Annotated in this window: 25 protein-coding genes; 23 read left to right on the top strand and 2 right to left on the bottom strand. The window is 71.5% G+C overall.

Going from position 1 to position 23,345, the window contains the following annotated elements; all coding sequences use genetic code 11:
- The first annotated feature begins 63 nt into the window (after positions 1-63).
- On the top strand, positions 64-1,521 hold the full coding sequence (hflX, locus tag BM288_RS00480; protein WP_318255316.1) for a GTPase HflX: 1,458 nt from the start codon (positions 64-66) through the stop codon (positions 1,519-1,521).
- A gap of 2 nt (positions 1,522-1,523) precedes the next feature.
- Here hflX and lexA read toward each other — a convergent pair whose 3' ends face one another.
- Positions 1,524-2,150 (bottom strand): transcriptional repressor LexA, encoded by a 627-nt coding sequence (gene lexA, locus BM288_RS00475; protein ID WP_092914833.1) that lies wholly within the window; start codon positions 2,148-2,150, stop codon positions 1,524-1,526.
- A 234-nt stretch (positions 2,151-2,384) separates the two neighbouring features.
- On the opposite strand from lexA, the gene BM288_RS00470 reads away from it, so the two are divergent.
- The 6 genes from BM288_RS00470 (at position 2,385) to BM288_RS00445 (ending at position 6,847) form a co-directional block, all read left to right on the top strand.
- Entirely contained in the window at positions 2,385-2,741 is a 357-nt protein-coding gene (locus tag BM288_RS00470) for a hypothetical protein (protein WP_092914831.1), read from the top strand.
- A gap of 73 nt (positions 2,742-2,814) precedes the next feature.
- On the top strand, positions 2,815-3,894 hold the full coding sequence (locus tag BM288_RS00465) for a histidinol-phosphate transaminase (RefSeq protein WP_092914829.1): 1,080 nt from the start codon (positions 2,815-2,817) through the stop codon (positions 3,892-3,894).
- Positions 3,895-3,903: 9 nt separating this feature from the next.
- Positions 3,904-4,503, top strand: a complete 600-nt coding sequence (gene hisB, locus BM288_RS00460; RefSeq protein WP_092914827.1) for an imidazoleglycerol-phosphate dehydratase HisB — start codon at positions 3,904-3,906, stop codon at positions 4,501-4,503.
- A gap of 30 nt (positions 4,504-4,533) precedes the next feature.
- The gene (gene hisH / locus BM288_RS00455; protein ID WP_092914825.1) at positions 4,534-5,172 is read left to right on the top strand and encodes an imidazole glycerol phosphate synthase subunit HisH; all 639 of its coding nucleotides are present in this window, start codon (positions 4,534-4,536) and stop codon (positions 5,170-5,172) included.
- An 87-nt stretch (positions 5,173-5,259) separates the two neighbouring features.
- Positions 5,260-6,009: a bifunctional 1-(5-phosphoribosyl)-5-((5-phosphoribosylamino)methylideneamino)imidazole-4-carboxamide isomerase/phosphoribosylanthranilate isomerase PriA gene (gene priA / locus BM288_RS00450; RefSeq protein WP_092914823.1), complete on the top strand. Its 750-nt coding sequence runs from the start codon at positions 5,260-5,262 to the stop codon at positions 6,007-6,009.
- 10 nt (positions 6,010-6,019) lie between these two features.
- The gene (locus BM288_RS00445; RefSeq protein ID WP_092914821.1) at positions 6,020-6,847 is read left to right on the top strand and encodes an SseB family protein; all 828 of its coding nucleotides are present in this window, start codon (positions 6,020-6,022) and stop codon (positions 6,845-6,847) included.
- Positions 6,848-6,856: 9 nt separating this feature from the next.
- On the opposite strand, the gene BM288_RS00440 is transcribed toward BM288_RS00445, so the two are convergent.
- A complete protein-coding gene (locus tag BM288_RS00440) occupies positions 6,857-7,216 on the bottom strand; it encodes a DUF1844 domain-containing protein (RefSeq protein WP_092914819.1) in 360 nt (119 codons plus the stop codon).
- A 166-nt stretch (positions 7,217-7,382) separates the two neighbouring features.
- On the opposite strand from BM288_RS00440, the gene infC reads away from it, so the two are divergent.
- From infC to argH, 16 genes are all read left to right on the top strand, one after another.
- Positions 7,383-8,561 carry a translation initiation factor IF-3 gene (gene infC, locus BM288_RS00435; RefSeq protein ID WP_318255241.1) on the top strand — a complete coding sequence of 393 codons (1,179 nt, stop codon included), beginning with the start codon at positions 7,383-7,385 and terminating at the stop codon, positions 8,559-8,561.
- A 9-nt stretch (positions 8,562-8,570) separates the two neighbouring features.
- Positions 8,571-8,765, top strand: coding sequence for a 50S ribosomal protein L35 (gene rpmI / locus BM288_RS00430; RefSeq protein ID WP_092914817.1), 195 nt, complete (start codon positions 8,571-8,573; stop codon positions 8,763-8,765).
- Between the two features lie 36 nt (positions 8,766-8,801).
- Entirely contained in the window at positions 8,802-9,188 is a 387-nt protein-coding gene (gene rplT / locus BM288_RS00425; RefSeq protein WP_092914815.1) for a 50S ribosomal protein L20, read from the top strand.
- Position 9,189: 1 nt separating this feature from the next.
- The gene (locus tag BM288_RS00420) at positions 9,190-10,002 is read left to right on the top strand and encodes a TrmH family RNA methyltransferase (RefSeq protein WP_092914813.1); all 813 of its coding nucleotides are present in this window, start codon (positions 9,190-9,192) and stop codon (positions 10,000-10,002) included.
- Between the two features lie 77 nt (positions 10,003-10,079).
- Positions 10,080-10,817, top strand: a complete 738-nt coding sequence (locus BM288_RS00415; protein ID WP_092914811.1) for an amino acid ABC transporter ATP-binding protein — start codon at positions 10,080-10,082, stop codon at positions 10,815-10,817.
- A gap of 40 nt (positions 10,818-10,857) precedes the next feature.
- Entirely contained in the window at positions 10,858-11,790 is a 933-nt protein-coding gene (locus tag BM288_RS00410; protein ID WP_092914809.1) for a glutamate ABC transporter substrate-binding protein, read from the top strand.
- A gap of 63 nt (positions 11,791-11,853) precedes the next feature.
- Positions 11,854-12,501: an amino acid ABC transporter permease gene (locus BM288_RS00405; protein WP_092914807.1), complete on the top strand. Its 648-nt coding sequence runs from the start codon at positions 11,854-11,856 to the stop codon at positions 12,499-12,501.
- Positions 12,498-13,445 carry an amino acid ABC transporter permease gene (locus BM288_RS00400; protein WP_092914805.1) on the top strand — a complete coding sequence of 316 codons (948 nt, stop codon included), beginning with the start codon at positions 12,498-12,500 and terminating at the stop codon, positions 13,443-13,445. Before BM288_RS00405 ends, BM288_RS00400 begins: the two co-directional genes overlap by 4 nt.
- A gap of 28 nt (positions 13,446-13,473) precedes the next feature.
- Positions 13,474-14,520, top strand: coding sequence for a phenylalanine--tRNA ligase subunit alpha (gene pheS / locus BM288_RS00395; RefSeq protein WP_092914803.1), 1,047 nt, complete (start codon positions 13,474-13,476; stop codon positions 14,518-14,520).
- A complete protein-coding gene (pheT, locus tag BM288_RS00390; protein WP_092914801.1) occupies positions 14,520-17,033 on the top strand; it encodes a phenylalanine--tRNA ligase subunit beta in 2,514 nt (837 codons plus the stop codon). The genes pheS and pheT overlap by 1 nt, the downstream gene beginning before the upstream one ends.
- A gap of 29 nt (positions 17,034-17,062) precedes the next feature.
- The gene (locus BM288_RS00385) at positions 17,063-17,731 is read left to right on the top strand and encodes an SIMPL domain-containing protein (RefSeq protein WP_092914799.1); all 669 of its coding nucleotides are present in this window, start codon (positions 17,063-17,065) and stop codon (positions 17,729-17,731) included.
- A gap of 42 nt (positions 17,732-17,773) precedes the next feature.
- Positions 17,774-18,820: an N-acetyl-gamma-glutamyl-phosphate reductase gene (gene argC / locus BM288_RS00380; protein ID WP_092914797.1), complete on the top strand. Its 1,047-nt coding sequence runs from the start codon at positions 17,774-17,776 to the stop codon at positions 18,818-18,820.
- Positions 18,817-19,989: a bifunctional glutamate N-acetyltransferase/amino-acid acetyltransferase ArgJ gene (gene argJ / locus BM288_RS00375; protein ID WP_092914795.1), complete on the top strand. Its 1,173-nt coding sequence runs from the start codon at positions 18,817-18,819 to the stop codon at positions 19,987-19,989. The genes argC and argJ overlap by 4 nt, the downstream gene beginning before the upstream one ends.
- A 4-nt stretch (positions 19,990-19,993) precedes the next feature.
- Positions 19,994-20,956: an acetylglutamate kinase gene (gene argB, locus BM288_RS00370; protein ID WP_092914793.1), complete on the top strand. Its 963-nt coding sequence runs from the start codon at positions 19,994-19,996 to the stop codon at positions 20,954-20,956.
- Positions 20,953-21,882 (top strand): ornithine carbamoyltransferase, encoded by a 930-nt coding sequence (gene argF / locus BM288_RS00365; RefSeq protein ID WP_092914791.1) that lies wholly within the window; start codon positions 20,953-20,955, stop codon positions 21,880-21,882. Before argB ends, argF begins: the two co-directional genes overlap by 4 nt.
- Entirely contained in the window at positions 21,879-23,336 is a 1,458-nt protein-coding gene (gene argH, locus BM288_RS00360; RefSeq protein ID WP_092914789.1) for an argininosuccinate lyase, read from the top strand. The genes argF and argH overlap by 4 nt, the downstream gene beginning before the upstream one ends.
- Positions 23,337-23,345: the final 9 nt, after the last annotated feature.

Here is a 23,345-nt window from a genome sequence, read left to right as displayed (position 1 = left end):
GACAGTAGCGAAGGACAGGACATGGCAGAACCGCAGGAGCACGACCCGCAGGGCGGACGCGCGATGGAGCGCATCCTCGCCTGGGCGCAGCCGGCAGAGGGCACGGTGCTCGACGAGCGAGCGCAGGCGCTCGACGGCGACACCATCGAGGGTGATGCGGACGGTGAGCAGCTCGACCGCGCCGATCGCGCGGCCCTGCGTCGCGTCGACGGCCTGCGCACCGAGCTCGAGGATGTCACCGAGGTCGAGTACCGCGAGCTGCGGCTCGAGAACGTCGTGCTCGTCGGGGTCTACTCGGGATCCACCGGGGACGCCGAGAACTCGCTCCGCGAGCTGGCGGCGCTCGCCGAGACCGCCGGAGCCCAGGTGCTCGACGGCATGCTGCAGCGCCGCCCCAACCCCGATCCCGCGACCTACGTGGGCCGCGGCAAGGCCGACGAGCTCGCCGAGGTCGTGCAGGAGCTCGGCGCCGACACGGTGGTGGCGGACAGCGAGCTCTCGCCCAGCCAGCGGCGCGCGCTCGAGGATCGCGTGAAGGTCAAGGTGATCGATCGCACCGCGGTCATCCTCGACATCTTCAGCCAGCACGCGAAGAGCCGCGAGGGCAAGGCGCAGGTCGAGCTCGCGCAGCTCGAGTACCTGCTGCCGCGACTGCGCGGCTGGGGCGAGTCGATGTCGAGGCAGGCCGGTGGTCAGGTCGGCGGCCAGGGTGCCGGCATGGGTTCCCGCGGACCGGGTGAGACGAAGATCGAGCTCGATCGTCGCCGCATCCACACGCGCATGGCGAAGCTGCGCCGGCAGATCAAGGGCTTCGCGCCCGCACGGCAGGCCAAGCGCGCGAACCGCGACCGCTTCGAGGTGCCCGGCGTCGCGATCGCCGGCTACACGAACGCCGGCAAGTCCTCGCTGCTCAATCGCATCACCGGAGCGGGCGTGCTGGTCGAGAACGCCCTGTTCGCGACCCTCGACGCCACCGTGCGGCGTGCCACGACGCCGGACGGCCGGGAGTTCACGATCGCCGACACCGTCGGCTTCGTGCGCAACCTGCCGCACCAGCTGGTCGAGGCGTTCCGCTCGACGCTCGAAGAGGTCGCGGAGTCAGAGCTGATCGTGCACGTCGTCGACGGCAGCCATCCGGACCCGGCATCGCAGATCGCGACCGTGCGCGACGTGCTGGGAGAGACGGGCGCCCGCTCCATCCCCGAGATCGTGGTGTTCAACAAGACCGACCTCATCAGCGACGATGAGCGGCTGGTGCTGCGCGGGCTGCAGCCGGATGCGATCTTCGCCTCCGCGCGCACGGGCGAGGGCGTCGACGAGATCCTCGCGCGCATCGCCGAGCTGCTGCCGCGGCCGGAGGTCGAGGTGACGCTGCTGGTGCCGTACGACCGCGGCGACGTGGTGTCGATGCTGCACGACCGATTCGAGGTGGTGCAGGAGCGGCACGAGGAGGGCGGCACCCGCATCGACGCCAAGGTCTCCGAGGCGGTGCTCAGCCAGCTGGCCGAGTTCCGGGCATGACCTCAGACTGAGCGCAGCACCGCCACGACCTTGCCGAGCACCTCGGACTCGTCGCCGAGGATCGGCTCGAAGGCCGAGTTGCGGGGCAGCAGCCAGGTGTGGCCGTCGCGCTGCTTGAAGACCTTGACGGTCGCCTCGTCGTCGAGCATGGCGGCGACGATGTCGCCGTTCTCGGCGTTGCGCTGCTGCCGCACGACGACCCAGTCGCCGTCGCAGATGGCGGCGTCGATCATCGACTCGCCGACCACCTTCAGCATGAACAGGTCGCCGCCGCTGCCCACGAGCTGCTTCGGCAGCGGCATGACGTCCTCGACCTGCTGCTCCGCCGTGATCGGGATGCCGGCCGCGATCTGGCCGACCATCGGCACGAATGTGGCCTGCTCCATGCTGCCGACCGCGCCGTCTGCCTCGTCAGTGATGAGCAGCTCGATGGTGCGCGGCCTCGAGGGGTCGCGGCGGATGATGCCCGCGAGCTCGAGCTGCCCCAGCTGGTGCGTCACGCTCGAGAGCGACGAGAGCCCGACGGCGTCCCCGATCTCGCGGTAGCTCGGCGGATAGCCGCGCTGGCGCACCGCGCCCTGGATGTACTGCAGGATCGCCTGCTGCTTCTCGGTCAGCTGCCTCGTCATCGCCCGCTCCGCTCTCGCTCGCGGGCCATGTCAGTGGCCTGCGATTGACTCCGTTTGGTTCGAAAGCGTATCCGACAGGCCGCTGGAATCAAACGGGTGTTCGAGCGTGTCGTGGAGAAACTCCGCGGCAGGGGTTGACGCATCCGTACTATCGAAGATAGGTTCGAAACAGAGATTCGCGGGCGGTGCTCCCGGCCGAGCATCGCCCGCGGATCCCAGACCAGAGGAGTACCGATGACTGCGATCGCACCCACCACGACGACGTCGACGATCCGCGTGCGGATGACCGCCCGTGGCCGCCGCGCTCTTGCGCTGCTCGTCGCCGCTCCTGTCATCGCCGCCGGGTCGCTCGCGGGCGTCGGTGTGCTCGGCGACGCGCTCTCCGGCGCGGTCGCCTCGGCGTCCTCGCAGTCCGGCGACTTCGAGTACGTCAGCGTGCTGCCCGGTCAGTCGCTGTGGCAGATCGCGCAGTCGGTCGCCCCCGGCGCCGATCCGCGCGACGTGGTCGCCGAGATCGAGATGCTCAACGGCATCGCTGGCGCCATCCAGCCCGGCGAGCAGCTGGCCATCCCGGCGCAGTACTCGCACTGAACGACGCTTCGCTGCTCTCGCGCGTCGGCGTACACGCTGTGCGCGGCATCTGACATCGGCTTAGGCTGGGTCGGTGACGAGCCTCGATGACCTGCCGATCCGCGACGACCTGCGCGGACTGACGCCCTATGGCGCACCGCAGCTTGAGGTGCCGGTCCGCCTGAACGTCAACGAGAACGCCTATCGCGTCCCCGAGGCGGTCGCCCTCGATATCGTGCAGGAGATCGCGCGCTCCCTGCCCGACGCGAACCGCTACCCCGACCGCGAGTTCGACACGCTGCGCGCCGGCTTCGCCGCTTACCTCGGCCACGGTCTGCAGCCCGAGCAGATCTGGGCGGGCAACGGCTCGAACGAGGTCCTGCAGCACGTGCTGCAGGCGTTCGGCGGGCCCGGGCGCTCCCTGCTCTCGTTCACTCCCACCTACTCGATGTATCCGCTCCTCGCACAGGGTGTGGGGATGCGTTGGGTCCCGGTGCCGCGCGCGGCCGACTTCACCCTCACCCCCGATGCCGTGCGCGGCGCGATCGTCGAGCACGACCCCGACGTGGTGTTCCTGTGCTCGCCCAACAACCCCACCGGCACCGCCATCGGCCTCGACGTCATCGAGGCGGCGGCCGAGGCTGCGCGTGGCATCGTGCTGGTCGACGAGGCCTACGCCGAGTTCGCGCACGACCGCAGCCAGACGGCGCTGACGCTGCTCGATCGCTTCCCGCGGCTGCTGGTCTCGCGCACCATGAGCAAGGCATTCGCCTTCGCCGGCATCCGGGTCGGCTACCTCGCCGCGCATCCCGCCGTCGTCGACGCGCTGCGACTCGTGCGGCTGCCCTACCACCTCTCGGCCATCACGCAGGCGGCTGCGATCGCGGCGCTGCGGCACAGCGACGAGATGCTCTCCCGCGTCGACTCGCTCCGCGAGCAGCGCGACCGCATTGTCGACGAGCTGACGGCGCTGGGCCTGCAGCCCTACCCCTCCGACTCGAACTTCGTCCTGGTGGGGGGCATCGACGACCCGAAGGCCGCCTTCCAGGCGCTGCTCGACCGCGGCATCCTGGTGCGCGACGTCGGCCTGCCCGGCACGCTGCGCATCACGGCCGGCACGCCGGGGGAGACGACCGCCCTGCTGGCGGCGATGGCCGCGCTCACCGGCCAATAGGATCGAAGCATGCCCCGCACAGCAACCATCGAGCGCACCACGAGCGAGTCGAGCATCCGCCTCTCGCTCGACCTCGACGGCACCGGCATCTCATCGATCTCGACGACCGTGCCCTTCTTCGACCACATGCTCACGGCGTTCTCGAAGCACTCGCTGATCGACCTCGACGTGCAGGCGACCGGCGACACCGACATCGACGCCCACCACACGGTCGAGGACACCGCGATCGCCCTCGGGCTGGCGCTGCAGGAGGCGCTCGGCGACAAGGCGGGGGTGCGCCGCTACGGCGACGCCACGGTGCCGCTCGACGAGGCGCTCGCGCGCGCCGTCATCGATCTCTCCGGACGGCCGTTCCTGGTGCACAGCGGGGAGCCCGCCGGCTTCGAGCTGCACCGCATCGGCGGGCACTTCACCGGCTCGCTGGTGCGTCACGTCTTCGAGGCGATCACGCTGAACGCGCGCATCACCGCGCACGTCGAGGTGCTGGCCGGCCGTGACCCGCACCACATCGCCGAGGCCGAGTTCAAGGCCTTCGCCCGCGCCATGCGCGTCGCGGTCGAGACCGACCCTCGCGTCACCGGCGTGCCCTCCACCAAGGGCGCGCTGTAGCGCGCGCTGCCCGATGCTGAGGACCACGCTGTGACCGCCGCTCGACCCAGGGTGGCGCTGCTCGACTACGGGCTCGGCAACGTGCACTCGGCCGCCAAGGCGCTCGAGGCAGCCGGAGCCGAGGTGTCGCTGACCGCCGACCGCACCGCGGTGATGGAGGCCGACGGCCTGGTCGTGCCCGGCGTGGGCTCGATCGCCGCCTGCATGGCGGGCATCCAGGCCATCCGCGGCGGCGAGCTGATCGGGCGGCGGCTCGCCGGCACACGACCGGTGCTCGGCATCTGCGTCGGCATGCAGGTGCTGTTCTCCTCCGGCGAGGAGGGCGGCGTCCACACGGACGCGCTCGACGAGTGGCCCGGCACCGTGCGCCGGCTGCAGGCCGACATCCTGCCCCACATGGGCTGGGCAGAGGTCGACGCGCCGGCGGACTCCGAGCTCTTCGCCGGCCTCCGCGACGAACGGTTCTACTTCGTCCACTCCTACGCCGCGACCGAATGGCACATCGACCCGCACCCCCGCATCCGCCAGCCGCGCGTCACGTGGGCAGAGCACGGCGAGCGCTTCATCGCCGCCGTCGAGAACGGCCCGCTGGCGGCGACGCAGTTCCACCCCGAGAAGTCGGGGGCGGCGGGCATCAGCCTGCTGGCGAACTGGGTTCGCGGCCTCTGACCCCTCGCGAGTACGATCGCTGAGGCTGATCGCATGACGCACCGCCCTGCGCGCTCGCACCACCCGCTCCGAAGAAGGCACCACCCCATGACCGATTTCAACCAGTCGCCCAAGCTGCAGCTGCTGCCCGCCATCGACGTCGCCGACGGCAAGGCCGTGCGGCTGACGCAGGGCAAGGCGGGCACCGAGACCTCCTTCGGCAGCCCGGTCGAGGCGGCCGAGGACTGGGTGCGCCAGGGCGCCGAGTGGATCCACCTCGTCGACCTCGACGCGGCGTTCGGCCGCGGCGACAACCGTGCGGTCATCAAGAAGGTCATCAAGGCGATCAAGGGCCGCGTGCAGGTCGAGCTCTCCGGCGGCATCCGCGACGAGGCCTCGCTCGAGGCAGCGCTGGCCACGGGCGTCAAGCGCATCAACCTCGGCACCGCGGCGCTCGAGAACCCCGAGTGGACGGCGTCGGCGATCGCCGAGTACGGCGAGCAGATCGCCGTCGGCCTCGACGTGCGTGGTACGACGCTGGCGGCGCGCGGCTGGACGCAGGACGGCGGCGACCTGTGGCACGTGCTCGAGCGCCTCGAGGCCGCGGGCTGCAGCCGCTACGTCGTCACCGACGTCACCAAGGACGGCACGCTCAAGGGTCCGAACATCGAGCTGCTCAAGCAGGTCGCGGACCGCACCGACAAGCCGATCGTCGCCTCCGGCGGCGTCTCCAGCCTCGACGACATCGCCGCGCTCCGCGAGCTCGTGCCGCACGGCGTGGAGGGCGCGATCGTCGGCAAGGCGCTCTACGCCGGCGCCTTCACGCTGGTCGCGGCGCTGGACGTCGCGGGGCAGTAGGGTCGGCGCGGTGAGTCGGGCGGCCGACTCTGCGGGGCGCCCCTGGGAGGGGCGCACATTCACGCACCACGACACCGCCTACGCGGGCGACGACGGCTCGGCGCCGGCGGGCTATCTCGATGCGGTCGGCGCGCTGGCCGCCGACGCCGGTGCTCGCGCGACGGTCGTCGACGCGCTGCGCGGCGAGCGGCTGCTGGTGCCGCTGCTGGCGGCCGCGGGCGAGACCGGCGTCGATGAGCGCGGTCGCACGGTCGACAAGACGCAGGAGCTCTCGATCGTCACGGTGCAGGGGCCGGACGGCGCCGGCATCCTCCCGATGTTCTCGCACGTCGGTGCGATGCAGTCCTGGAACGCCAAGGCCCGTCCCGTGCCCACGAGCGTGCAGCGGGCCGCTGCTGCTGCGCTCGACGGTCCGGGCCGGGTCGTCGTCGACCCCGGCAGCGAGAGCGAGTTCGTGCTCACACGGACGATGCTCGAGGCACTGCTGACGGATGCGCCATGGTCGTGGGGCGTGGAGGATGCGGCCGTGCACTCGGCTGTCGCCGCGGCGCTGTTCACCCAGCCCTCCGTGCAGGCGATCGTGCTGGCGACCGGTGACCCGCGCGGCCGGATGGCTGGCGCGGACCTCGAGGTGCACGCGCTCGTCGATGCGGCGGAGGACGCCGCCGCGCAGCTGCAGGCGGCGGCCGCCGCGCTCGGCGAGGCCGAGGTGGTGCGCGAGCGCATCGCGAGCGTCGCCGTGCGGATGCACCGCTGGGACGGGGGAGCGGCGCGGGTGCCGCTGGTGGCCCCCGCGGCGCTCGCGATCACGCGCGGGGAGTGGCAGTCGCGCGACTGACCGCGCGGCTCAGATGACGGAGCCGGTCCACTTCTCGCCCGGGCCCTTGCCGGGAGCGTCGGGCATCGTGCTGGCCTCGCGGAACGCCAGCTGCACCGAGCGCAGGCCGTCACGCAGCGGTGCGGCGTGCATGCTGCCCACCTCGGGGGCGGCGGCGGTGACGAGCCCGGCGAGCGCGTTGATCAGCTTGCGCGCCTCGTCGAGGTCGAGTTGCTGCTCGGGGTCGTCGGCAAGGCCGACCTTGACCGCTGCGGCGCTCAGCAGGTGGATCGCGACGGTGTTGATGAGCTCCACCGCCGGCACCTCCGCGATGTCGCGAGCCTGCTCGAGGCCGTCGTCGTCGTGGGTGTGCTGGGCGGCGTCAGTCATGGCTCTTCTCCCGAAGATAGGTCTCTGGTAGGCTTTTGCAGGTTTCGGGCTCTCGCCCGGAGGTGAAAGAGGAGCAATCCCACCCGCAGCCGCTTCAAGGCTACCGGGTCAGCAGCACCAGACGCTCGTCGTCGCAGGTGCTGAGCCATGCGGCAGCGACCGCGACGTGGCTGCTCTTCTCGCCGTGCACCAGCACACAGCATTCAATGAGAAGGAGCCCGCGATCAGCGATCCCCGCACCAACGAGCGTATCCGCGTTCCCGAAGTCCGACTGGTCGGCCCTGCCGGCGAGCAGGTCGGCGTCGTCCGGGTCGAGGATGCCCTTCGTCTTGCCCGCGAGGCTGAGCTCGACCTGGTCGAGGTCTCGCCGGATTCGCGCCCGCCCGTGGTCAAGATCATGGACTACGGCAAGTTCAAGTACGAGCAGGCGCAGAAGGCCAAGGATGCCCGGCGCAACCAGGCGAACACCGACCTCAAGGAGGTCCGCTTCCGCCTGAAGATCGACGAGCACGACTACGAGACGAAGCGCAAGCGTGCCCAGGGCTTCCTCGAGGGCGGCGACAAGGTCAAGGCCATGATCCTCTTCCGCGGCCGCGAGCAGTCGCGCCCGGAGCTGGGCGTGCGGCTGCTGCAGCGCTTCGCCGAGGACATCCAGGAGCACGGCTCCGTCGAGTCGAACCCGACCATCGACGGCCGCAACATGGTGATGATCGTCGGGCCTCTGCGCTCCAAGTCGGATGCGAAGGCCGAGCAGAACGCGGCGCGCATCGCGCACAAGAAGGAGCAGCAGGAGAAGCGCCGCATCGAGGCGGAGAAGCAGGCCGCGCACCAGGCTGCGATCGAGGCCGAGCGCCCCGCGCGCCCGACCCTGCCCGCGCAGAGCCGCACCCGCAGCGAGCCCGAGCCCATGCGCTCGAGCCGCCCGGCGTCCTCGTCGTCCTCGCGACCCTCCTCGTCCTCGTCGCGCCCGAGCTCCTCGTCGCGCCCGAGCACGGATTCCCGTTCGGAATCGCGTTCGGCGCCCCGAAGCACCGACTCGCGCCCGAAGCAGACGGCACGCACGGTGCAGCCGACGCCGGCGGGCGCGCCCCGCCCGGCCGGTGCGCCGCGCCCGCCGGCGCCGGCGGCGCCGGGTGCAGCCGCGCCTGCTGCAGCACCGTCTGCGGCGAAGCCCGCCGCGGCCCCCGCGGCCGCCAAGCCCGCTGCCTCGGCAGCACCCAAGCCCGCCGCGAAGCCCGGCGCCCCGAAGCCTGCGGCGAAGCCCGCAGCAGCGGCGGCCGCCAAGCCCGCGACGCCCAAGGCCAAGCCCGCGGCGAAGCCCGCTGGCGAGCCAGCATCTGAGTAGGAGACAAGAATGCCCAAGCAGAAGACGCACTCAGGTGCGAAGAAGCGCTTCAAGATCACCGGCACCGGCAAGGTCGTCAAGCAGGGCGCAGGCATGCGCCACAACCTCGAGGTGAAGTCGTCGGTCCAGACGCGCCGCCTCAACCGCGACGTGGTGCTCGCACCGGCCGACGCCAAGAACATCAAGAAGCTGCTCGGCCGCTGACGCGGACGACGAAGAAGAGATAGAGAGAACAGACTCATGGCACGTGTCAAGAGGGCGGTCAACGCCCACAAGAAGCGTCGCGTCATCCTCGAGCAGGCCTCGGGCTACCGCGGTCAGCGCTCGCGCCTCTACCGCAAGGCGAAGGAGCAGCTGCTCCACTCGCACGTCTACGCGTTCCGCGACCGCAAGGCCAAGAAGGGCGACTTCCGCCGTCTGTGGATCCAGCGCATCAACGCCGCGTCGCGCCAGAACGGCCTGACCTACAACCGCCTCATCCAGGGCCTCGGCCTTGCGGGCATCGAGGTCGACCGCCGCATGCTCGCCGACATGGCGATCAACGACGCCGCCACCTTCACCGCGCTGGTCGAGGCAGCGAAGGCGGCCCTGCCGGCCGACACGTCGGCTCCCAAGAACGCAGCCTGACTTGCTCGACAGCCCCCGCGCGCCCCGCGTGCGTGAGGCTGCCAAGCTCCAGCAGCGAACAGCCCGGTCTCAGACCGGGCTGTTCCTGTTGGAGGGCCCGGCAGCCCTCGAAGAGATCGTGCGCTGGCAGCCGGCGCTGCTCGTCGACATCTTCGCCACCGAGGCCGCCCACGAGCGGCACGGCGAGCTGATCGCGGCGGCAGCCCAGCACGCGCTCGTCACCGAGGTCTCCGAGCGCGCTCTCGCGGCGATCGCCGACACCGTGCACCCGCAGGGCCTGGTCGCCGTCGCGAAGCAGTCGCCCGTGCGCCTCGAGGATGCGATGGCGCGCGCCGCGGCCGCTGCGCACCCGCTCGTCGCGATCCTCCACGAGGTGCGCGACCCGGGCAACCTCGGCACGATCCTGCGCGCGGCCGACGCGGCCGGCGCATCCGCTGTCGTCGTGACGGCCAACTCGGTCGACCCCTACAGCCCGAAGGTCGTGCGCTCGACGACCGGCTCGCTCTTCCACGTCGACGTCTCGGTCGGGGCGAGCACGGCGGATGCGGTGGATGCGGCCCGCGCGCTGGGCATGCAGGTGCTGGCCGCCGACGTGTCGGGGGAGGAGCTCACCTCGCTGCAGGCCGCCGGCGTGCTCGCGCTGCCCACCGCGTGGCTCTTCGGCAACGAGGCTCGTGGCCTCGACGAGGCGGCCCTGGCGCTCGCCGACCGCGCCGCCCGGCTGCCCGTCTACGGTGCCGCGGAGTCGCTGAATCTCGCCACCGCGGCATCCGTCTGCCTGTACCAGAGCGCCTTCGCGCAGCGCGGCGTGTAACGACCGTCGTGTAACCGTTTCATTGCGATGTGCGCGTGCGCGCATCGGCGCGTCATAGGTCGTGCTTTGATGAGCGCATGCAGCCACTGGTGGAGCTCGATCACGTCAACAAGCACTACGGCGAACTCCACGTGCTCAACGACATCGATGTCACGATCCCCAAGGGTCAGGTGGTCGTCGTCATCGGCCCGTCTGGCTCCGGCAAGTCGACGTTCTGCCGGGCGATCAACCGGCTCGAGACGATCGACTCCGGCGAGATCCGCATCGATGGCGTGCCGCTGCCCTCGGAGGGCCGAGCGCTCGCGCAGCTCCGCGCCGACGTCGGCATGGTCTTCCAGTCGTTCAACCTCTTCGCGCACAAGTCGATCCTCGAGAACGTGACCCTCGGCCCCATCAAGGTGCGGGGCAAGAAGCGCAAGGAAGCCGAGGAGCACGCGATGCAGCTGCTCGACCGCGTCGGCATCGGCAATCAGGCGCACAAGATGCCTGCGCAGCTCTCGGGCGGCCAGCAGCAGCGCGTCGCGATCGCCCGCTCGCTCGCCATGGAGCCGAAGCTGATGCTCTTCGACGAGCCCACCAGCGCGCTCGACCCCGAGATGATCAACGAGGTGCTCGACGTGATGGTCGAGCTCGCGCACGGCGGCATGACCATGGTCGTCGTCACCCACGAGATGGGCTTCGCGCGCAAGGCCGCGGAGCGGGTGCTGTTCATGGCGGACGGCAAGGTGATGGAGGACTCCACGCCCGAGGAGTTCTTCACGAACCCCCAGACCTCGCGCGCCAAGGACTTCCTCTCGAAGATCCTCACGCACTGACCTGTCCCACACCACTCATCACCACCGAAGGAGAAGCACCATGCGCAGCAAGAGCAAGGTGACGCTCGGCGTCGCTGCTTTCGCCGTCCTCGCGCTCACCGCGTGCGGCGGCCCGGCCGGCACCACGTCGTCCGACCCCGCTGAGGCGCCCGACGAGAGCGGCGCCGCGAGCGGCGAGCACCCCTACGGCCTCGAGGTCGTCGAGTCGCCCGAGTTCGAGGAGGGCACGTCGATGGCCGAGTTCGCCGAGGCGGGCTCGATCACGATCGGCACGAAGTTCGACCAGCCGCTGTTCGGCCTCGTCGGCCCCGACGGCAACCCGGTCGGCTTCGACGTCGCCGTCGGCTCGCTCATCGCGGCAGAGCTCGGCATCCCCTACGAGAACATCGAATGGGTGGAGACGGTCTCGGCCAACCGCGAGACGTTCATCGAGAACGGCAACGTCGACATCGTCGTGGCGACCTACACGATCAACGACGCGCGCAAGGAGAAGGTCGACTTCGCCGGCCCGTACTACCTCGCCGGTCAGGCGCTCATGGTGCAGGCGGGCAACCCCGAGGGCATCATGGGCCCCGAGGACGTCGCCGGTCAGCCGGTCTGCTCGGTCGAGGGCTCGACGCCCGCCGCGCACATCGTCGACGAGTACGACGCAGATCTCGAGGCGACCGACCAGTACTCCAACTGCCTCGACCCGCTGCGCAACGGCCAGGTCGTCGCGCTGACGACCGACAACGTGATCCTCGCCGGCTTCGTCGACCAGAACCAGGGCGAGTTCGAGCTGGTCGCCGACGGCGAGACGTTCACGGACGAGCCCTACGGCATCGGCCTGGAGAAGGGTGACGACGAGTTCCGCACCTTCATCAACGACACGCTCGAGGCCGCGTACGAGGACGGCCGCATGGCCTCCATCTGGGAGCAGACGGCAGGCGTCGTGCTGCCCACGCCGGAGTTCCCGGCACCCGACCGCTACTGATCGATCACCCGAACCGGATGCGGGAGGGCGACCTCCCGCATCCGGCCTCCGGATGAGGGGCTGATGCAAGCAATCTTCGAGAACCTGCCGCTGTGGTGGCAGGGCATGGGCATGACGCTGCTGCTCACCGGCGTCGTCACGCTCATCGGGCTGCCGGTCGGCATCCTGCTGGCCGGCATGCGCGTTTCACCCGTCGCGGCGCTGCGAGTCGTCGCCGCGGTCTGGACAGAGGTCGCCAGGAACACACCGCTCACGCTCGTGTTCTTCTTCACGGCGTTCGTGCTGCCCAAGCTCGGCTTCATCTTCGACTTCACGCTCGGGGCGATCCTCGCGCTGACGTACTACACCAGCGCCTTCTTCGCCGAGGCGGTGCGATCGGGCATCAACTCGGTGCCCCTCGGCCAGGCCGAGGCCTCGCGCTCCATCGGGCTCGGGTTCGGCCAGACCATGGGGCTCGTGGTGCTGCCGCAGGCGTTCCGCAGCGTGCTGCCGCCGATCATCAACGTCATCATCGCCCTGACCAAGAACACGTCGGTGGCGATGGGCTTCTTCATCTTCGTGCTGACGTCGGTCGCGCAGCGACTGTCAACCAGCTACGGCGACCAGGCGCTGCAGATCTTCATCGGCGTCGCACTCAGCTACCTGATCATCACGGTGCCCCTCGGCCAGGCGGTCGACTACCTCGAGCGGAAATGGAGCGTGCAGCGATGAGCGGCTCCGTCCTCTTCGACGCGCCTGGGCCCAACGCGATCCGGCGCTCCCGCATCCTCTCGATCGTCTTCGCGATCGCGACCGTCGTGCTGCTGGGCCTGGCGGCCTACCAGCTGTGGCTCGGCGGCGCCTTCTACCAGGACCGCTGGGACATCTTCGGCCGGCCTGAGGTCTGGTTCGCTGCGCGCGGCCTGATGGCAGGTCTCGGCACGACGCTCTCGATCGCCGGCATCGCGGCCATCGGCGCGATGATCCTCGGCATCATCTTCTCGATCCTGAGGAACGCCGCATCGCGGTGGGTCCGCATCCCCACGACGATCGTGCTCGAGTTCTTCCGCGGCATGCCCGTGCTGCTGATGATGCTGTTCATCCTCATCGTCTTCGCGTCGGGCACCTACTGGTCGGTCGTGTGGGCGCTGGTCGTCTACAACGGCGCGATCATCGGCGAGGCGCTGCGGGCCGGCATGAAGTCGCTGCCCAAGGGGCAGCGCGAGAGCGGGCTCGCCATCGGCCTCACGCCGTTGCGCACCACGCTCGCGATCGAGCTGCCGCAGGCGCTGCGCATCATGCTGCCGATCATCCTGGCGCAGCTCATCGTGCTGCTGAAGGACACCTCGCTCGGCTACATCGTCGGCTCTCCCGAGATCCTCCGCATCGGCCGCCAGCTCGTCGACTTCTACGACCGGGAGGGCGGGCCATACGCACTCTCGATGTTCTTCGTGCTGCTCGCCATCTACCTCGCGCTCAACCTCAGCCTCTCAGCGATCGTCCGCTGGCTGCACAAGCGCGTCTCGCGGCCGCGCAAGGGCGGGCCGAATCTCGATGGCACGAAGACCGAGGCTGTCCCAGTCTCGACGCAAGCGATGCGGCAGCAGGCGGGTCGCGACCCGCTGGCCGACAGCACCCGCTACCCGGGGGCCGGCATGGAGGGCGGCGGCGGCTGACCCGCGCAGTCGTCGGTAGGATCGTCGGGTGTCAATCCCCGATGAGAACGCCGACCTCGGCGCGCGCGTCGACGCCGCGGTGATCGCGGCGCTCGCAGCGATCGAGGCCGCCCAGACCACCGCCGAGCTCACCGCGGCCAAGAACGCCCACAACGGCCAGGGGAGCGAGCTCGCGTCGCTCAACGGCTCGCTGCGCGACTTCGCGCCCGAGGACCGCAAGGCCGCCGGCCAACTCATCGGCGCGGGTCGCGGCCGCGTCGGCGAGGCGATCGCCGCTCGCCAGGGCGAGCTCGCCGCCGCTGAGGAACTGGCGCAGCTCGAGGCCGAGCGCGTCGACGTCACTGCCGTGCCGCGCATCCGCTCTGCCGGTGGACGGCACCCGCTGACCATGCTCATGGATGAGATGAGCGACGTGTTCGTCGGCATGGGCTGGGAGGTCGCCGAAGGCCCCGAGCTCGAGCACGAGTGGTACAACTTCGACGCGCTCAACGTCGACCCCGACCACCCGGCGCGCGGCGAATCCGACACCTTCTACGTCGCGCCCGCCGACCGCCACATGGTGCTGCGCACGCAGACGAGCCCGGTACAGATGCGCTCGATGCTCACGCGCGAGCTGCCCATCTACATCGTCGCGCCGGGCCGCGTCTACCGCACCGACGACATCGACGCCACGCACCTGCCGGTCTTCACGCAGATCGAGGGCCTCGCGGTCGACAAGGGCATCACGATGGCGCACCTGCGCGGCACGCTCGAGCACCTCGCCCGCGTCATGTTCGGCGAGGAGGCGAAGATCCGCCTGCGCCCCAACTACTTCCCCTTCACCGAGCCGAGCGCCGAGATGGATGTCTGGCATCCCGGTGCCCGCGGCGGCGCCCGCTGGATCGAGTGGGGCGGCTGCGGCATGGTCAACCCCAACGTGCTGCGCGCCGCCGGGCTCGACCCCGAGGTCTACTCGGGCTTCGCCTTCGGCATGGGCATCGAGCGCACTCTCCAGTTCCGCTACCAGCTCGACGACATGCGCGACATGATCGAGGGCGATGTGCGCTTCACCGAGCAGTTCGGGATGGTGATCTGATGCGGATTCCGCTGTCATGGCTCGCGGAGCACGTCGAGCTGCCGAAGGAGCACCCGGCCGAGTGGCTGCACGCGCAGCTTGTGCGCGTCGGCTTCGAGGAGGAGGCGGTGCACGGCGGCGAGCTGCGCGGGCCGATCGTGGTCGGCCGTGTGCTCGAGTTCGTCGAGGAACCGCAGAAGAACGGCAAGACCATCCGCTGGTGCCAGGTCGATGTCGGCGAGGTCAATGGCGGCGTGCGCGGCATCGTCTGCGGCGCCCTGAACTTCGAGGTCGGCGACCGCGTCGTGGTGACGCTGCCCGGGTCGGCGCTCGGCGACTTCGAGATCGCGGCGCGCAAGACCTACGGCCACGTCTCCGACGGCATGATCGCCTCGGTGCGCGAGCTCGGCATCGGCGACGACCACGACGGCATCCTGCGCCTCGATGAGGCCGGCATCCCGGGCGAGGTCGGGGCGGATGCCTTGGCGCTGCTCGGTCTGGACGACCAGGCCGTCGAGATCAACGTCACCCCCGATCGCGGCTACGCGCTCTCCATCCGCGGCATCGCGCGCGAGCTCGCCTCGTCGGTCGGCCGGCCCTTCACCGACCCCGCAGAGACCGCGCGCGCCGCCGTCGACTTCGGCGGCGCATCCGGCACCGCACCGGCGGGCTTCCCGCTGGCGATCGACGACGGCGCACCGATCCGCGGCGCCGTCGGCTGCTCGCGCTTCATCGCCCGTGTCGTGCGCGGCATCGACCAGTCGCGGCCCACGCCCGCGTGGATGGCCGGTCGCCTGCGACTCGCGGGCATGCGCTCGGTCTCGCTGGGCGTCGACATCACCAACTACGTGATGCTCGAGCTGGGGCAGCCGACCCACGCCTACGATCTCGGCAAGCTGCAGGGCGGCATCACCGTGCGCCGCGCGCACGCCGGCGAGCGCATCACGACGCTCGACGACGTCGACCGGGCGCTGCACGAGGAGGACCTGCTCATCACTGACGACCGCGGCGCCATCGGCATCGCCGGCGTCATGGGCGGCGCCGAGACCGAGATGGACGCGTCGACCACGGACGTGCTCATCGAGGCGGCCACCTTCGACGCGGTCTCCATCGGGCGCTCCTCCCGGCGCCACCGGCTGATCTCGGAGGCATCCAAGCGCTTCGAGCGCGGCGTCGACCCGGCGGTGGCGGATGCCGCGGCGGCGCGCGTCGCCCAGCTGCTGGTCGAGCTCGCTGGCGGCACGCTCGAGACCGAGCTCGGAGCCGAGGTGGGCGAGGTGCCGGCGATGACGCCGATCCCGATCCCGGTGGGCTTCTGGCGCACGCTGATGGGCGCCGACTACACCGACGACGAGGCCCGCACCGCGCTGCTGGCGATCGGCGCCTCCATCGACGAGGGTGCGGAGACGTGGACGGTCACGCCGCCCACCTGGCGCCCCGACATCGTCGACCGCGAGAGCCTGGTGGAGGAGATCGCGCGCATCGTCGGCTTCGACCGCATCCCCTCGGTGCTGCCGGTCGCGCCCCCGGGGCGCGGCCTCACGCGCGCGCAGCGACTGCGCCGCGCCGTCGCGAACGGTCTCGCCTCGGCGGGGCTGACCGAGGTGCTCGTGGCACCCTTCGTCTCGGAGCAGCAGGCCCGCATGACGGGAGCCGAGCCGGTGCGGCTCGAGAACGCGCTGGACGCAGAGCGTTCCTGGATGCGCGCGGCGCTCGTGCCGGGCATGCTCGACACCGCGCACCGCAACCTGGGCCGCGGCCTCACCGATCTCGCGCTGTTCGAGCTCGGCCGCGTCTTCCACGCGATCGACGGCCACGGCACCGCCGAGCTGCCCGGCGCCGCCGAGCGCCCGGCAGACGACGTGCTGGCCGACCTCGACCGGCTGCCGGCGCAGCCGGATCACGCCGCGGTGCTGCTGCTGGGCGAGCGGGTGCGCAAGCAGCCCGGCCGCCCCGTCGAGCGCTACGGCCTGGCCGACGCGATCGAGTCCGCCGAGCGCATCGCCCGCACGGTCGGGCTCGAGCTCGAGGTGCGGCAGGCGCAGCGCGAGTGGCTGCACCCGGGCCGCGCCGCCGAGCTGCTCGTCGGCGAGACGGTCGTCGGCGTGGCCGGCGAGCTGCTGCCCGCGATCGCCGCAGAGGCCGACCTGCCTCGCGTGGTCGCGGTGGCCGAGCTCGACCTGAGCGCGCTCATCGGCCTCGCCCGCGTGGGCCTCGAGACGCAGGTGATCGCGCCGGTGCCCGCTGCCACGCAGGATCTCTCGCTGGTGGTGCCGATCGATGTGCCCGCGGGCGAGGTGCGCCGCGCGGTGCGGGAGGGCGCGGGAGCGCTGCTCGAGCACATCGCGCTCGTCGACGACTACCGCTCCGCGGGCTCGGACCACGGCGGGCTCGGCGCGCACGAGAAGTCGCTCACGTTCGCGCTGCGCTTCCGCGCGCTCGATCGCACGCTCACGGCCGCCGAGGCGTCGGAGGCGAAGCTCGCGGGCCTCGCCGTCGCGGCCGAGCGCTTCGGGGCGAAGCTGCGGGAGTAGCGCCAGGCTGCCGGAGTAGCATCCGGGCCATGGTGGAGATCACGGTCTGCGGCACGGCCCTCGAGCGCGCGAGCGCCGAGCGGGCGACGGTCACGGTGCAGTCGCGCTGGAGCGCGCCCAGCCCAGAGGCCGCGATGCGCGCTGTCAGCGAGGCGCACGAGCGGCTCGTCAGCGACGCGAAGGCGCACGCGGCAGCCCAGGCGGCGGAGTCGTGGCACGCCGACCGGGTGTGGATCTCGCATCACCAGGAATGGGTGGGCGAGGGCCAGCCGCGCAACTCCGTCTACACCGCCTCGGCATCGGTGACGGTGCGCTTCCAGGACTTCGAGGCGCTGGGCACCTGGATCGGCCGGGTCGGCATCCACCAGACACACGAGGTGGGCGGCATCGAGTGGTCGCTCTCGGAGGAGACCCAGCGCGCGCTCGCCAAGGCGGCGCGCACCCGCGCGGTCGCCGACGCCGTCGAGCGGGCCGGCGACTACGCCGCCGCGGCGGGCCTCGGCTCGCCGGTGGTCGACGGCATCCAGGAACCCGGCACGACGCTGCCCCGCCCGCCGATGCCGAAGGGCCGTATGGCGACGATGGCGCTGGCCTCCGCCGAGGCCGCGCCCGCCGTCTCCCTCGAGGCCGGTGAGATCGAGGTGCACGCCGCCGTCGAGGTGCGCTTCGTCGCCGAACCGCAGCGGCACGCTATCTGATTCGGGTCGTCCGGGGGATCGGCGGCCGAGTAGCCTGGAGGCATGAGCCTCTCCGTCGCCGTCGCAGGCGCGAGCGGGTACGCGGGTGGCGAGCTGCTGCGGCTGCTCGCGCAGCACCCCGAGCTGGAGGTGCGCACGGTCACGGCGCACTCGAACGCCGGGCAGCCCCTCGTCTCCGTGCACCCGAACCTGCGCTCCCTCGCATCGCTGACCTTCCAGGAGACGACGCCGGAGATGCTCGCGGGGCACGACGTGGTCTTCCTGGCGCTGCCGCACGGGCACTCGGCGGCCATCGCCGCGCAGCTGCCCTCCTCGACGCTGGTCGTCGACGCCGGCGCCGACCACCGGCTCGAGAACGCCGAGGAGTGGGAGCAGTACTACGGCACCGAGCACGCCGGCACCTGGCCCTACGGCATGCCCGAGCTCATCCTCGCCGACGGCGGCCGCCAGCGGCGCGAGCTGCGCGCCGCCCGTCGCATCGCCGTGCCCGGCTGCAACGCCACCGCCGTCACGCTCGCGCTCGCACCGGGCGTCGCCGCCGGCCTCATCGACACCACGGCGATCACCTCGGTGCTCGCCGTCGGATCCTCCGGCGCCGGACGCGCCGCCAAGACCCACCTGCTGGCCGCCGAGCTCACAGGCTCCGCCACGCCCTACGGCGTCGGCGGCACGCACCGCCACCTGCCCGAGATCGCGCAGAACCTGCGCACCGCCGGCGGCAGCGACATCCGTCACTCCTTCACCCCCGTGCTGGTGCCCATGTCGCGCGGCATCCTCGCGACCGTCACCGCGCCGCTCGTGGGCGAGGCGACCGCCGAGCAGGTGCGCTCCGCGTGGCTGACCGCCTACGGCGAGGAGACCTTCATCCATGTCACGCCGGCCGGGCAGTACCCGCGCACCGCCGACGTGCTGGGCTCGAACTCGGTGCACCTGGGCGTCGGGCTCGACGAGGCGGCCGGCCGCGTGGTCGTGATCGCCGCGATCGACAACCTCGGCAAGGGCACCGCCGGTGCGGCCGTGCAGTCGGCGAACATCGCGCTCGGCTTCGACGAGCAGCTCGGCCTCTCGGTCGACGGACTCGCCCCGTGAGCGTGACCGCCGCGGCCGGCTTCCGCGCCGCGGGCGTCGCCGCCGGCTTGAAGTCGACCGGCGCGCTCGACGTCGCGCTGATCGTCAACGACGGACCGCGCTCCGATGCCGCGGGCGTGTTCACCTCCAATCGCGCCAAGGCGAACCCGGTGCTGTGGAGCGAGCAGGCGCTCGAGGGCGGCAGCGCCCGCGCGGTCATCCTGAACTCCGGCGGCGCCAACTGCTTCACGGGCGCCTTCGGCTTCCAGACCACCCACCAGACCGCCGAGCGCGTCGCGGAGCGCCTGGGCATCGGCGCGATCGAGGTGCAGGTGTGCTCGACCGGCCTGATCGGCGTCGGCGACGAGACCTTCCGCCGGGGCGTGCTCGCGGGCGTCGATGCGGCGGCGGATGCGCTGGCGCACGACAGCGCGGACGACGCGGCTGCGCTACGGGCCGCGCAGGCCATCATGACGACCGACTCCGTACCCAAGCAGGCGGTCGCCATCGGCGACGGCTACACGGTCGGCGGCATGGCGAAGGGCGCCGGCATGCTCGCCCCGGGCCTGGCCACGATGCTGGTCGTACTCACCACCGACGCGGTCGCCGAGGCCGATGTGCTCGACCGGGCGCTGCGCGCCGCCACCCGCGTCACCTTCGACCGGCTCGACTCCGACGGCTGCATGTCCACCAACGACACGGTGCTGCTGCTGGCCAGCGGCGCGTCCGGCACCACCGCCGACGAGGCCGGGCTCACCGCCGCGGTGACGCGGGTCTGCGACGACCTCGCCCAGCAGCTGCAGCTCGACGCCGAGGGCGCCAGCCACGACATCACCATCGAGGTGCGGCAGGCCGCCAGCGAGGACGAGGCCGTGACGGTCGCCCGCTCGGTCGCCCGCTCCAACCTGTTCAAGGCGGCCATCTTCGGCAACGACCCGAACTGGGGCCGTGTGCTCGCCGCCATCGGCACGACCGATGCGGCCTTCGACCCGTACGCGGTGGACGTCTCCTTCAACGGTGTGCGCGTCTGCCATGCGGGCACCCCCGACCGCCCTCGCGAGGAGGTCGACCTGACGCCCAGGGCAACCCGCATCGTCATCGACCTCTTCGCCGGTGACGCGACCGCGAGCATCCGCACCAACGACCTCACCCACGACTACGTGCACGAGAACTCCGCATATGCGAGCTAGCGCCATGGGAGATGGAGCGCGCGCGGCCGAGGCCGCCCGGAAGGCCGAGACGCTCATCGAGTCGCTGCCGTGGCTCGAGCGGTTCCGCGGCGCGACGATCGTCGTCAAGTACGGCGGCAACGCGATGGTGAGCGACGAGCTGCAGCGCGCCTTCGCCGAGGACATGGTCTACCTGCGCCACGTCGGCATCCAGCCGGTGGTCGTGCACGGCGGCGGCCCGCAGATCAACGAGGCGCTGCGCATCCACGGCATCGAGAGCGAGTTCCGCGGCGGCTACCGGGTCACCAGCCGCGCGGCGATGGACGTCGTGCGCATGGTGCTCACCGGCCAGGTGGCGCGCACGCTCGTGTCGCTCATCAACCGGCACGGGCCGCTCGCTGCGACGCTCTCGGGCGAGGACGCGGGGCTCTTCACCGGCCGCCGGCGCGGCACCGTCGTCGACGGCGAGGATGTCGACCTGGGCCAGGTGGGCGACGTGATCGCCGTCGATCCTGCTCCCGTGCTGCGGCTGCTGGAGGCCGGCCTCATCCCGGTGGTCTCGTCGATCGCTCCCGACGGCGATGCGCCGGGGGAGTCGTTGAACGTGAATGCGGATGCGGCTGCCGCGGCCCTCGCGGCCGCGCTGGGAGCTGCGAAGCTCGTCATCCTCACCGACGTCGAGGGCCTCTACCGCGACTGGCCCGACCGCGACTCGCTCATCAGCGAGATCACCGACGCCGAGCTCGAGGCCCTGCTGCCGAGCCTCGAGTCGGGCATGATCCCGAAGATGCAGGCGTGCCTGAGCGCGGTGCGCGCCGGCGTGCCGAAGGCGGCCATCATCGACGGCCGCTCGCCGCACTCGATCCTCACCGAGATCTTCACGACCGCGGGCTCCGGCACCGAAGTCGTCCCCGCATCCGTCACCACCGCATCCGTCACCACCGAATCCGCCACCGTGCCCACCCTCTCCGACAAGGAGCACCCATGACGCGCCACTTCCTCCGCGACGACGACCTCAGCCCCGCCGAGCAGCGCGAGGTGCTCGAGCGCGCCGTGCGGATGAAGCGCGACCGGTGGGCCGAGCGCCCGCTCGCGGGCCCGAAGTCGGTGGCGGTCATCTTCGACAAGTCCTCGACCCGCACGCGCGTCTCCTTCCACGTCGGCATCAGCGACATGGGCGGCTCGCCGCTGATCATCTCCACCGCCTCGAGCCAGCTCGGCGGCAAGGAGACCGCCGCCGACACCGCACGCGTGCTGGAGCGGCAGGTCGCCGCGATCGTCTGGCGCACCTACGCGCAGGCGGGGCTCGAGGAGATGGCCGCGGGCACCACGGTGCCGGTCGTCAATGCGCTCTCCGATGACTTCCACCCCTGCCAGCTGCTCGCCGACCTGCTGACCATGCAGGAGCACAAGGGCGAGCTCGCCGGCCTCACCGTCGCCTTCGTCGGCGACGGCCGCTCGAACATGGGGCAGTCGTACCTGCTCGCGTGCGCGACCGCGGGCATGCACGTGCGCGTGGGCTCGCCGGCGGCGCACTCGCCCGAGGCCGATGTCCTGGCCGACGCCCAGCGCATCGCGCGCGAGACCGGCGGCAGCGCGACCGTGGTGAGCAGCGCATCCGAGGCCGTCGCCGGTGCCGACATCGTCGTCACCGACACCTGGGTCTCGATGGGCAAGGAGGGTGAGAAGGCAGAGCGGGTCGCCACCTTCGGCGGCTTCAAGGTCGATCAGGCACTGATGGACCAAGCGAAGCCGGATGCGGTCTTCATGCACTGCCTGCCCGCCGACCGCGGCTTCGAGGTGACCGCCGACGTCATCGACGGACCGCAGTCGATCATCTGGGACGAGGCCGAGAACCGCCTGCACGCGCAGAAGGCGCTGCTGGCCTGGCTGCTCGAGAAGGCCGACGCATGAGCGGCGAGCAGCACGGCACCGGTGCCCACGACGCCGAGCCCCACGGCACCGAGCCCCACGGCACGAACGAGGGATCCCTCTGGGGCGGCCGCTTCGCCTCCGGCCCGAGCCCCGAGATGGCCCGGCTGTCGAAGTCGACCGAGTTCGACTGGCGGCTCGCGCAGCTCGACATCCGCGGCTCGAAGGCGCACGCCGTCGCGCTGCACGCCGCCGGGCTCCTCGACGACGCGCAGCTGGCCGCCATGCATGCCGCCCTCGACGAGCTCAGCGATCGCGTGCGCACCGGCGCCTTCGTCGCGGCGGAGTCCGATGAGGACGTGCACGGGGCGCTCGAGCGCGGCCTGATCGAGGTCGCCGGGGCAGAGCTGGGCGGCAGGCTGCGCGCCGGCCGTTCCCGCAACGATCAGATCGCGACCCTCGTGCGGGTGTGGATGCTGGAGGAGACCGAGGAGGTCGCCCGCGGCATCCGCGCGGTCATCGAGGCGCTCCGCATGCAGGCCGACGCCCACCCGGATGCGCCGATGCCCGGGCGCACCCACCTGCAGCACGCGCAGCCGGTGCTGCTCTCGCACCACCTGCTCGCGCACGCCTGGCCGCTGCTGCGCGACCTCGAGCGGCTCGCCGACTGGCGGGTGCGCGCGGGGGAGTCGCCCTACGGTGCCGGCGCGCTCGCAGGCTCGACGCTCGGCCTCGACCCGGCGCTGGTCGCGCGCGAGCTGGGCCTGGCATCGCCCAGCCCGAACTCGATCGACGCCACGGCGGCGCGCGACGTGGTCGCCGAGCTCACCTTCGTGCTGACGATGACGGCCATCGACCTCTCTCGCCTCGCCGAGGAGGTCATCTTCTGGTCGACGCGCGACGTCGGGTTCGCGAAGCTGCACGACGGCTTCTCGACCGGATCGTCGATCATGCCGCAGAAGAAGAACCCCGACATCGCCGAGCTCGCGCGCGGCAAGGCCGGCCGCCTGATCGGCGATCACACCGGCCTGCTCGCGACGCTGAAGGCGCTGCCGCTGGCCTACAACCGCGATCTGCAGGAGGACAAGGAGCCCGTCTTCGACGCCGTCGACCAGCTGCAGGTGCTGCTGCCGGCGTTCGCCGGCATGGTCGCCACGCTCGACTTCGATGAAGAGCGGATGCGCTCCGGCGCCGCCGCCGGCTACGCCCTCGCGACCGACGTGGCGGAATGGCTGGTGCAGCGGCGCGTGCCGTTCCGTGATGCGCATGAGATCTCGGGCGCGCTGGTGCGGCTGTGCGAGCAGCGCGGCATCGAGCTCGACGAGGCGAGCGACGAGGACTACCGCTCGGTCTCGGAGCACCTGACGCCCGAGGTGCGCGAGGTGCTCACGGTCGACGGAGCGATCGCGGCGCGCTCCGGCATCGGCGGCACCGCCGCCTCGGCGGTCGCCCAGCAGCGGCGCGCGCTGGACGCCAGGCTCGACCGCCTCGGGTAGATTCGTGCA

This window comes from Agrococcus baldri (genome assembly GCA_900114805.1).
GTDB lineage: Bacteria > Actinomycetota > Actinomycetes > Actinomycetales > Microbacteriaceae > Agrococcus > Agrococcus baldri.
The sequence above is the reverse complement of the archived record's forward strand: the minus strand, read 5'-3'. Positions and strand labels throughout refer to the sequence as shown.

Bases quoted from the DNA above. Each gene is read 5' to 3' on its own strand.
- BM288_RS00385 (WP_092914799.1), top strand. From the start codon at position 17,063: ATGGTGGAGATCACGGTCTGCGGCACGGCCCTCGAGCGCGCGAGCGCC.
- rplT (WP_092914815.1), top strand. From the start codon at position 8,802: ATGGCACGTGTCAAGAGGGCGGTCAACGCCCACAAGAAGCGTCGCGTC.
- argB (WP_092914793.1), top strand. From the start codon at position 19,994: ATGGGAGATGGAGCGCGCGCGGCCGAGGCCGCCCGGAAGGCCGAGACG.
- BM288_RS00470 (WP_092914831.1), top strand. From the start codon at position 2,385: ATGACTGCGATCGCACCCACCACGACGACGTCGACGATCCGCGTGCGG.
- hflX (WP_318255316.1), top strand. From the start codon at position 64: ATGGAGCGCATCCTCGCCTGGGCGCAGCCGGCAGAGGGCACGGTGCTC.
- BM288_RS00405 (WP_092914807.1), top strand. From the start codon at position 11,854: ATGCAAGCAATCTTCGAGAACCTGCCGCTGTGGTGGCAGGGCATGGGC.
- BM288_RS00415 (WP_092914811.1), top strand. From the start codon at position 10,080: ATGCAGCCACTGGTGGAGCTCGATCACGTCAACAAGCACTACGGCGAA.
- rpmI (WP_092914817.1), top strand. From the start codon at position 8,571: ATGCCCAAGCAGAAGACGCACTCAGGTGCGAAGAAGCGCTTCAAGATC.
- BM288_RS00410 (WP_092914809.1), top strand. From the start codon at position 10,858: ATGCGCAGCAAGAGCAAGGTGACGCTCGGCGTCGCTGCTTTCGCCGTC.
- priA (WP_092914823.1), top strand. From the start codon at position 5,260: ATGACCGATTTCAACCAGTCGCCCAAGCTGCAGCTGCTGCCCGCCATC.
- argF (WP_092914791.1), top strand. From the start codon at position 20,953: ATGACGCGCCACTTCCTCCGCGACGACGACCTCAGCCCCGCCGAGCAG.
- argH (WP_092914789.1), top strand. From the start codon at position 21,879: ATGAGCGGCGAGCAGCACGGCACCGGTGCCCACGACGCCGAGCCCCAC.
- pheT (WP_092914801.1), top strand. From the start codon at position 14,520: ATGCGGATTCCGCTGTCATGGCTCGCGGAGCACGTCGAGCTGCCGAAG.
- lexA (WP_092914833.1), bottom strand. From the start codon at position 2,150: ATGACGAGGCAGCTGACCGAGAAGCAGCAGGCGATCCTGCAGTACATC.
- BM288_RS00440 (WP_092914819.1), bottom strand. From the start codon at position 7,216: ATGACTGACGCCGCCCAGCACACCCACGACGACGACGGCCTCGAGCAG.
- BM288_RS00400 (WP_092914805.1), top strand. From the start codon at position 12,498: ATGAGCGGCTCCGTCCTCTTCGACGCGCCTGGGCCCAACGCGATCCGG.
- hisB (WP_092914827.1), top strand. From the start codon at position 3,904: ATGCCCCGCACAGCAACCATCGAGCGCACCACGAGCGAGTCGAGCATC.
- argC (WP_092914797.1), top strand. From the start codon at position 17,774: ATGAGCCTCTCCGTCGCCGTCGCAGGCGCGAGCGGGTACGCGGGTGGC.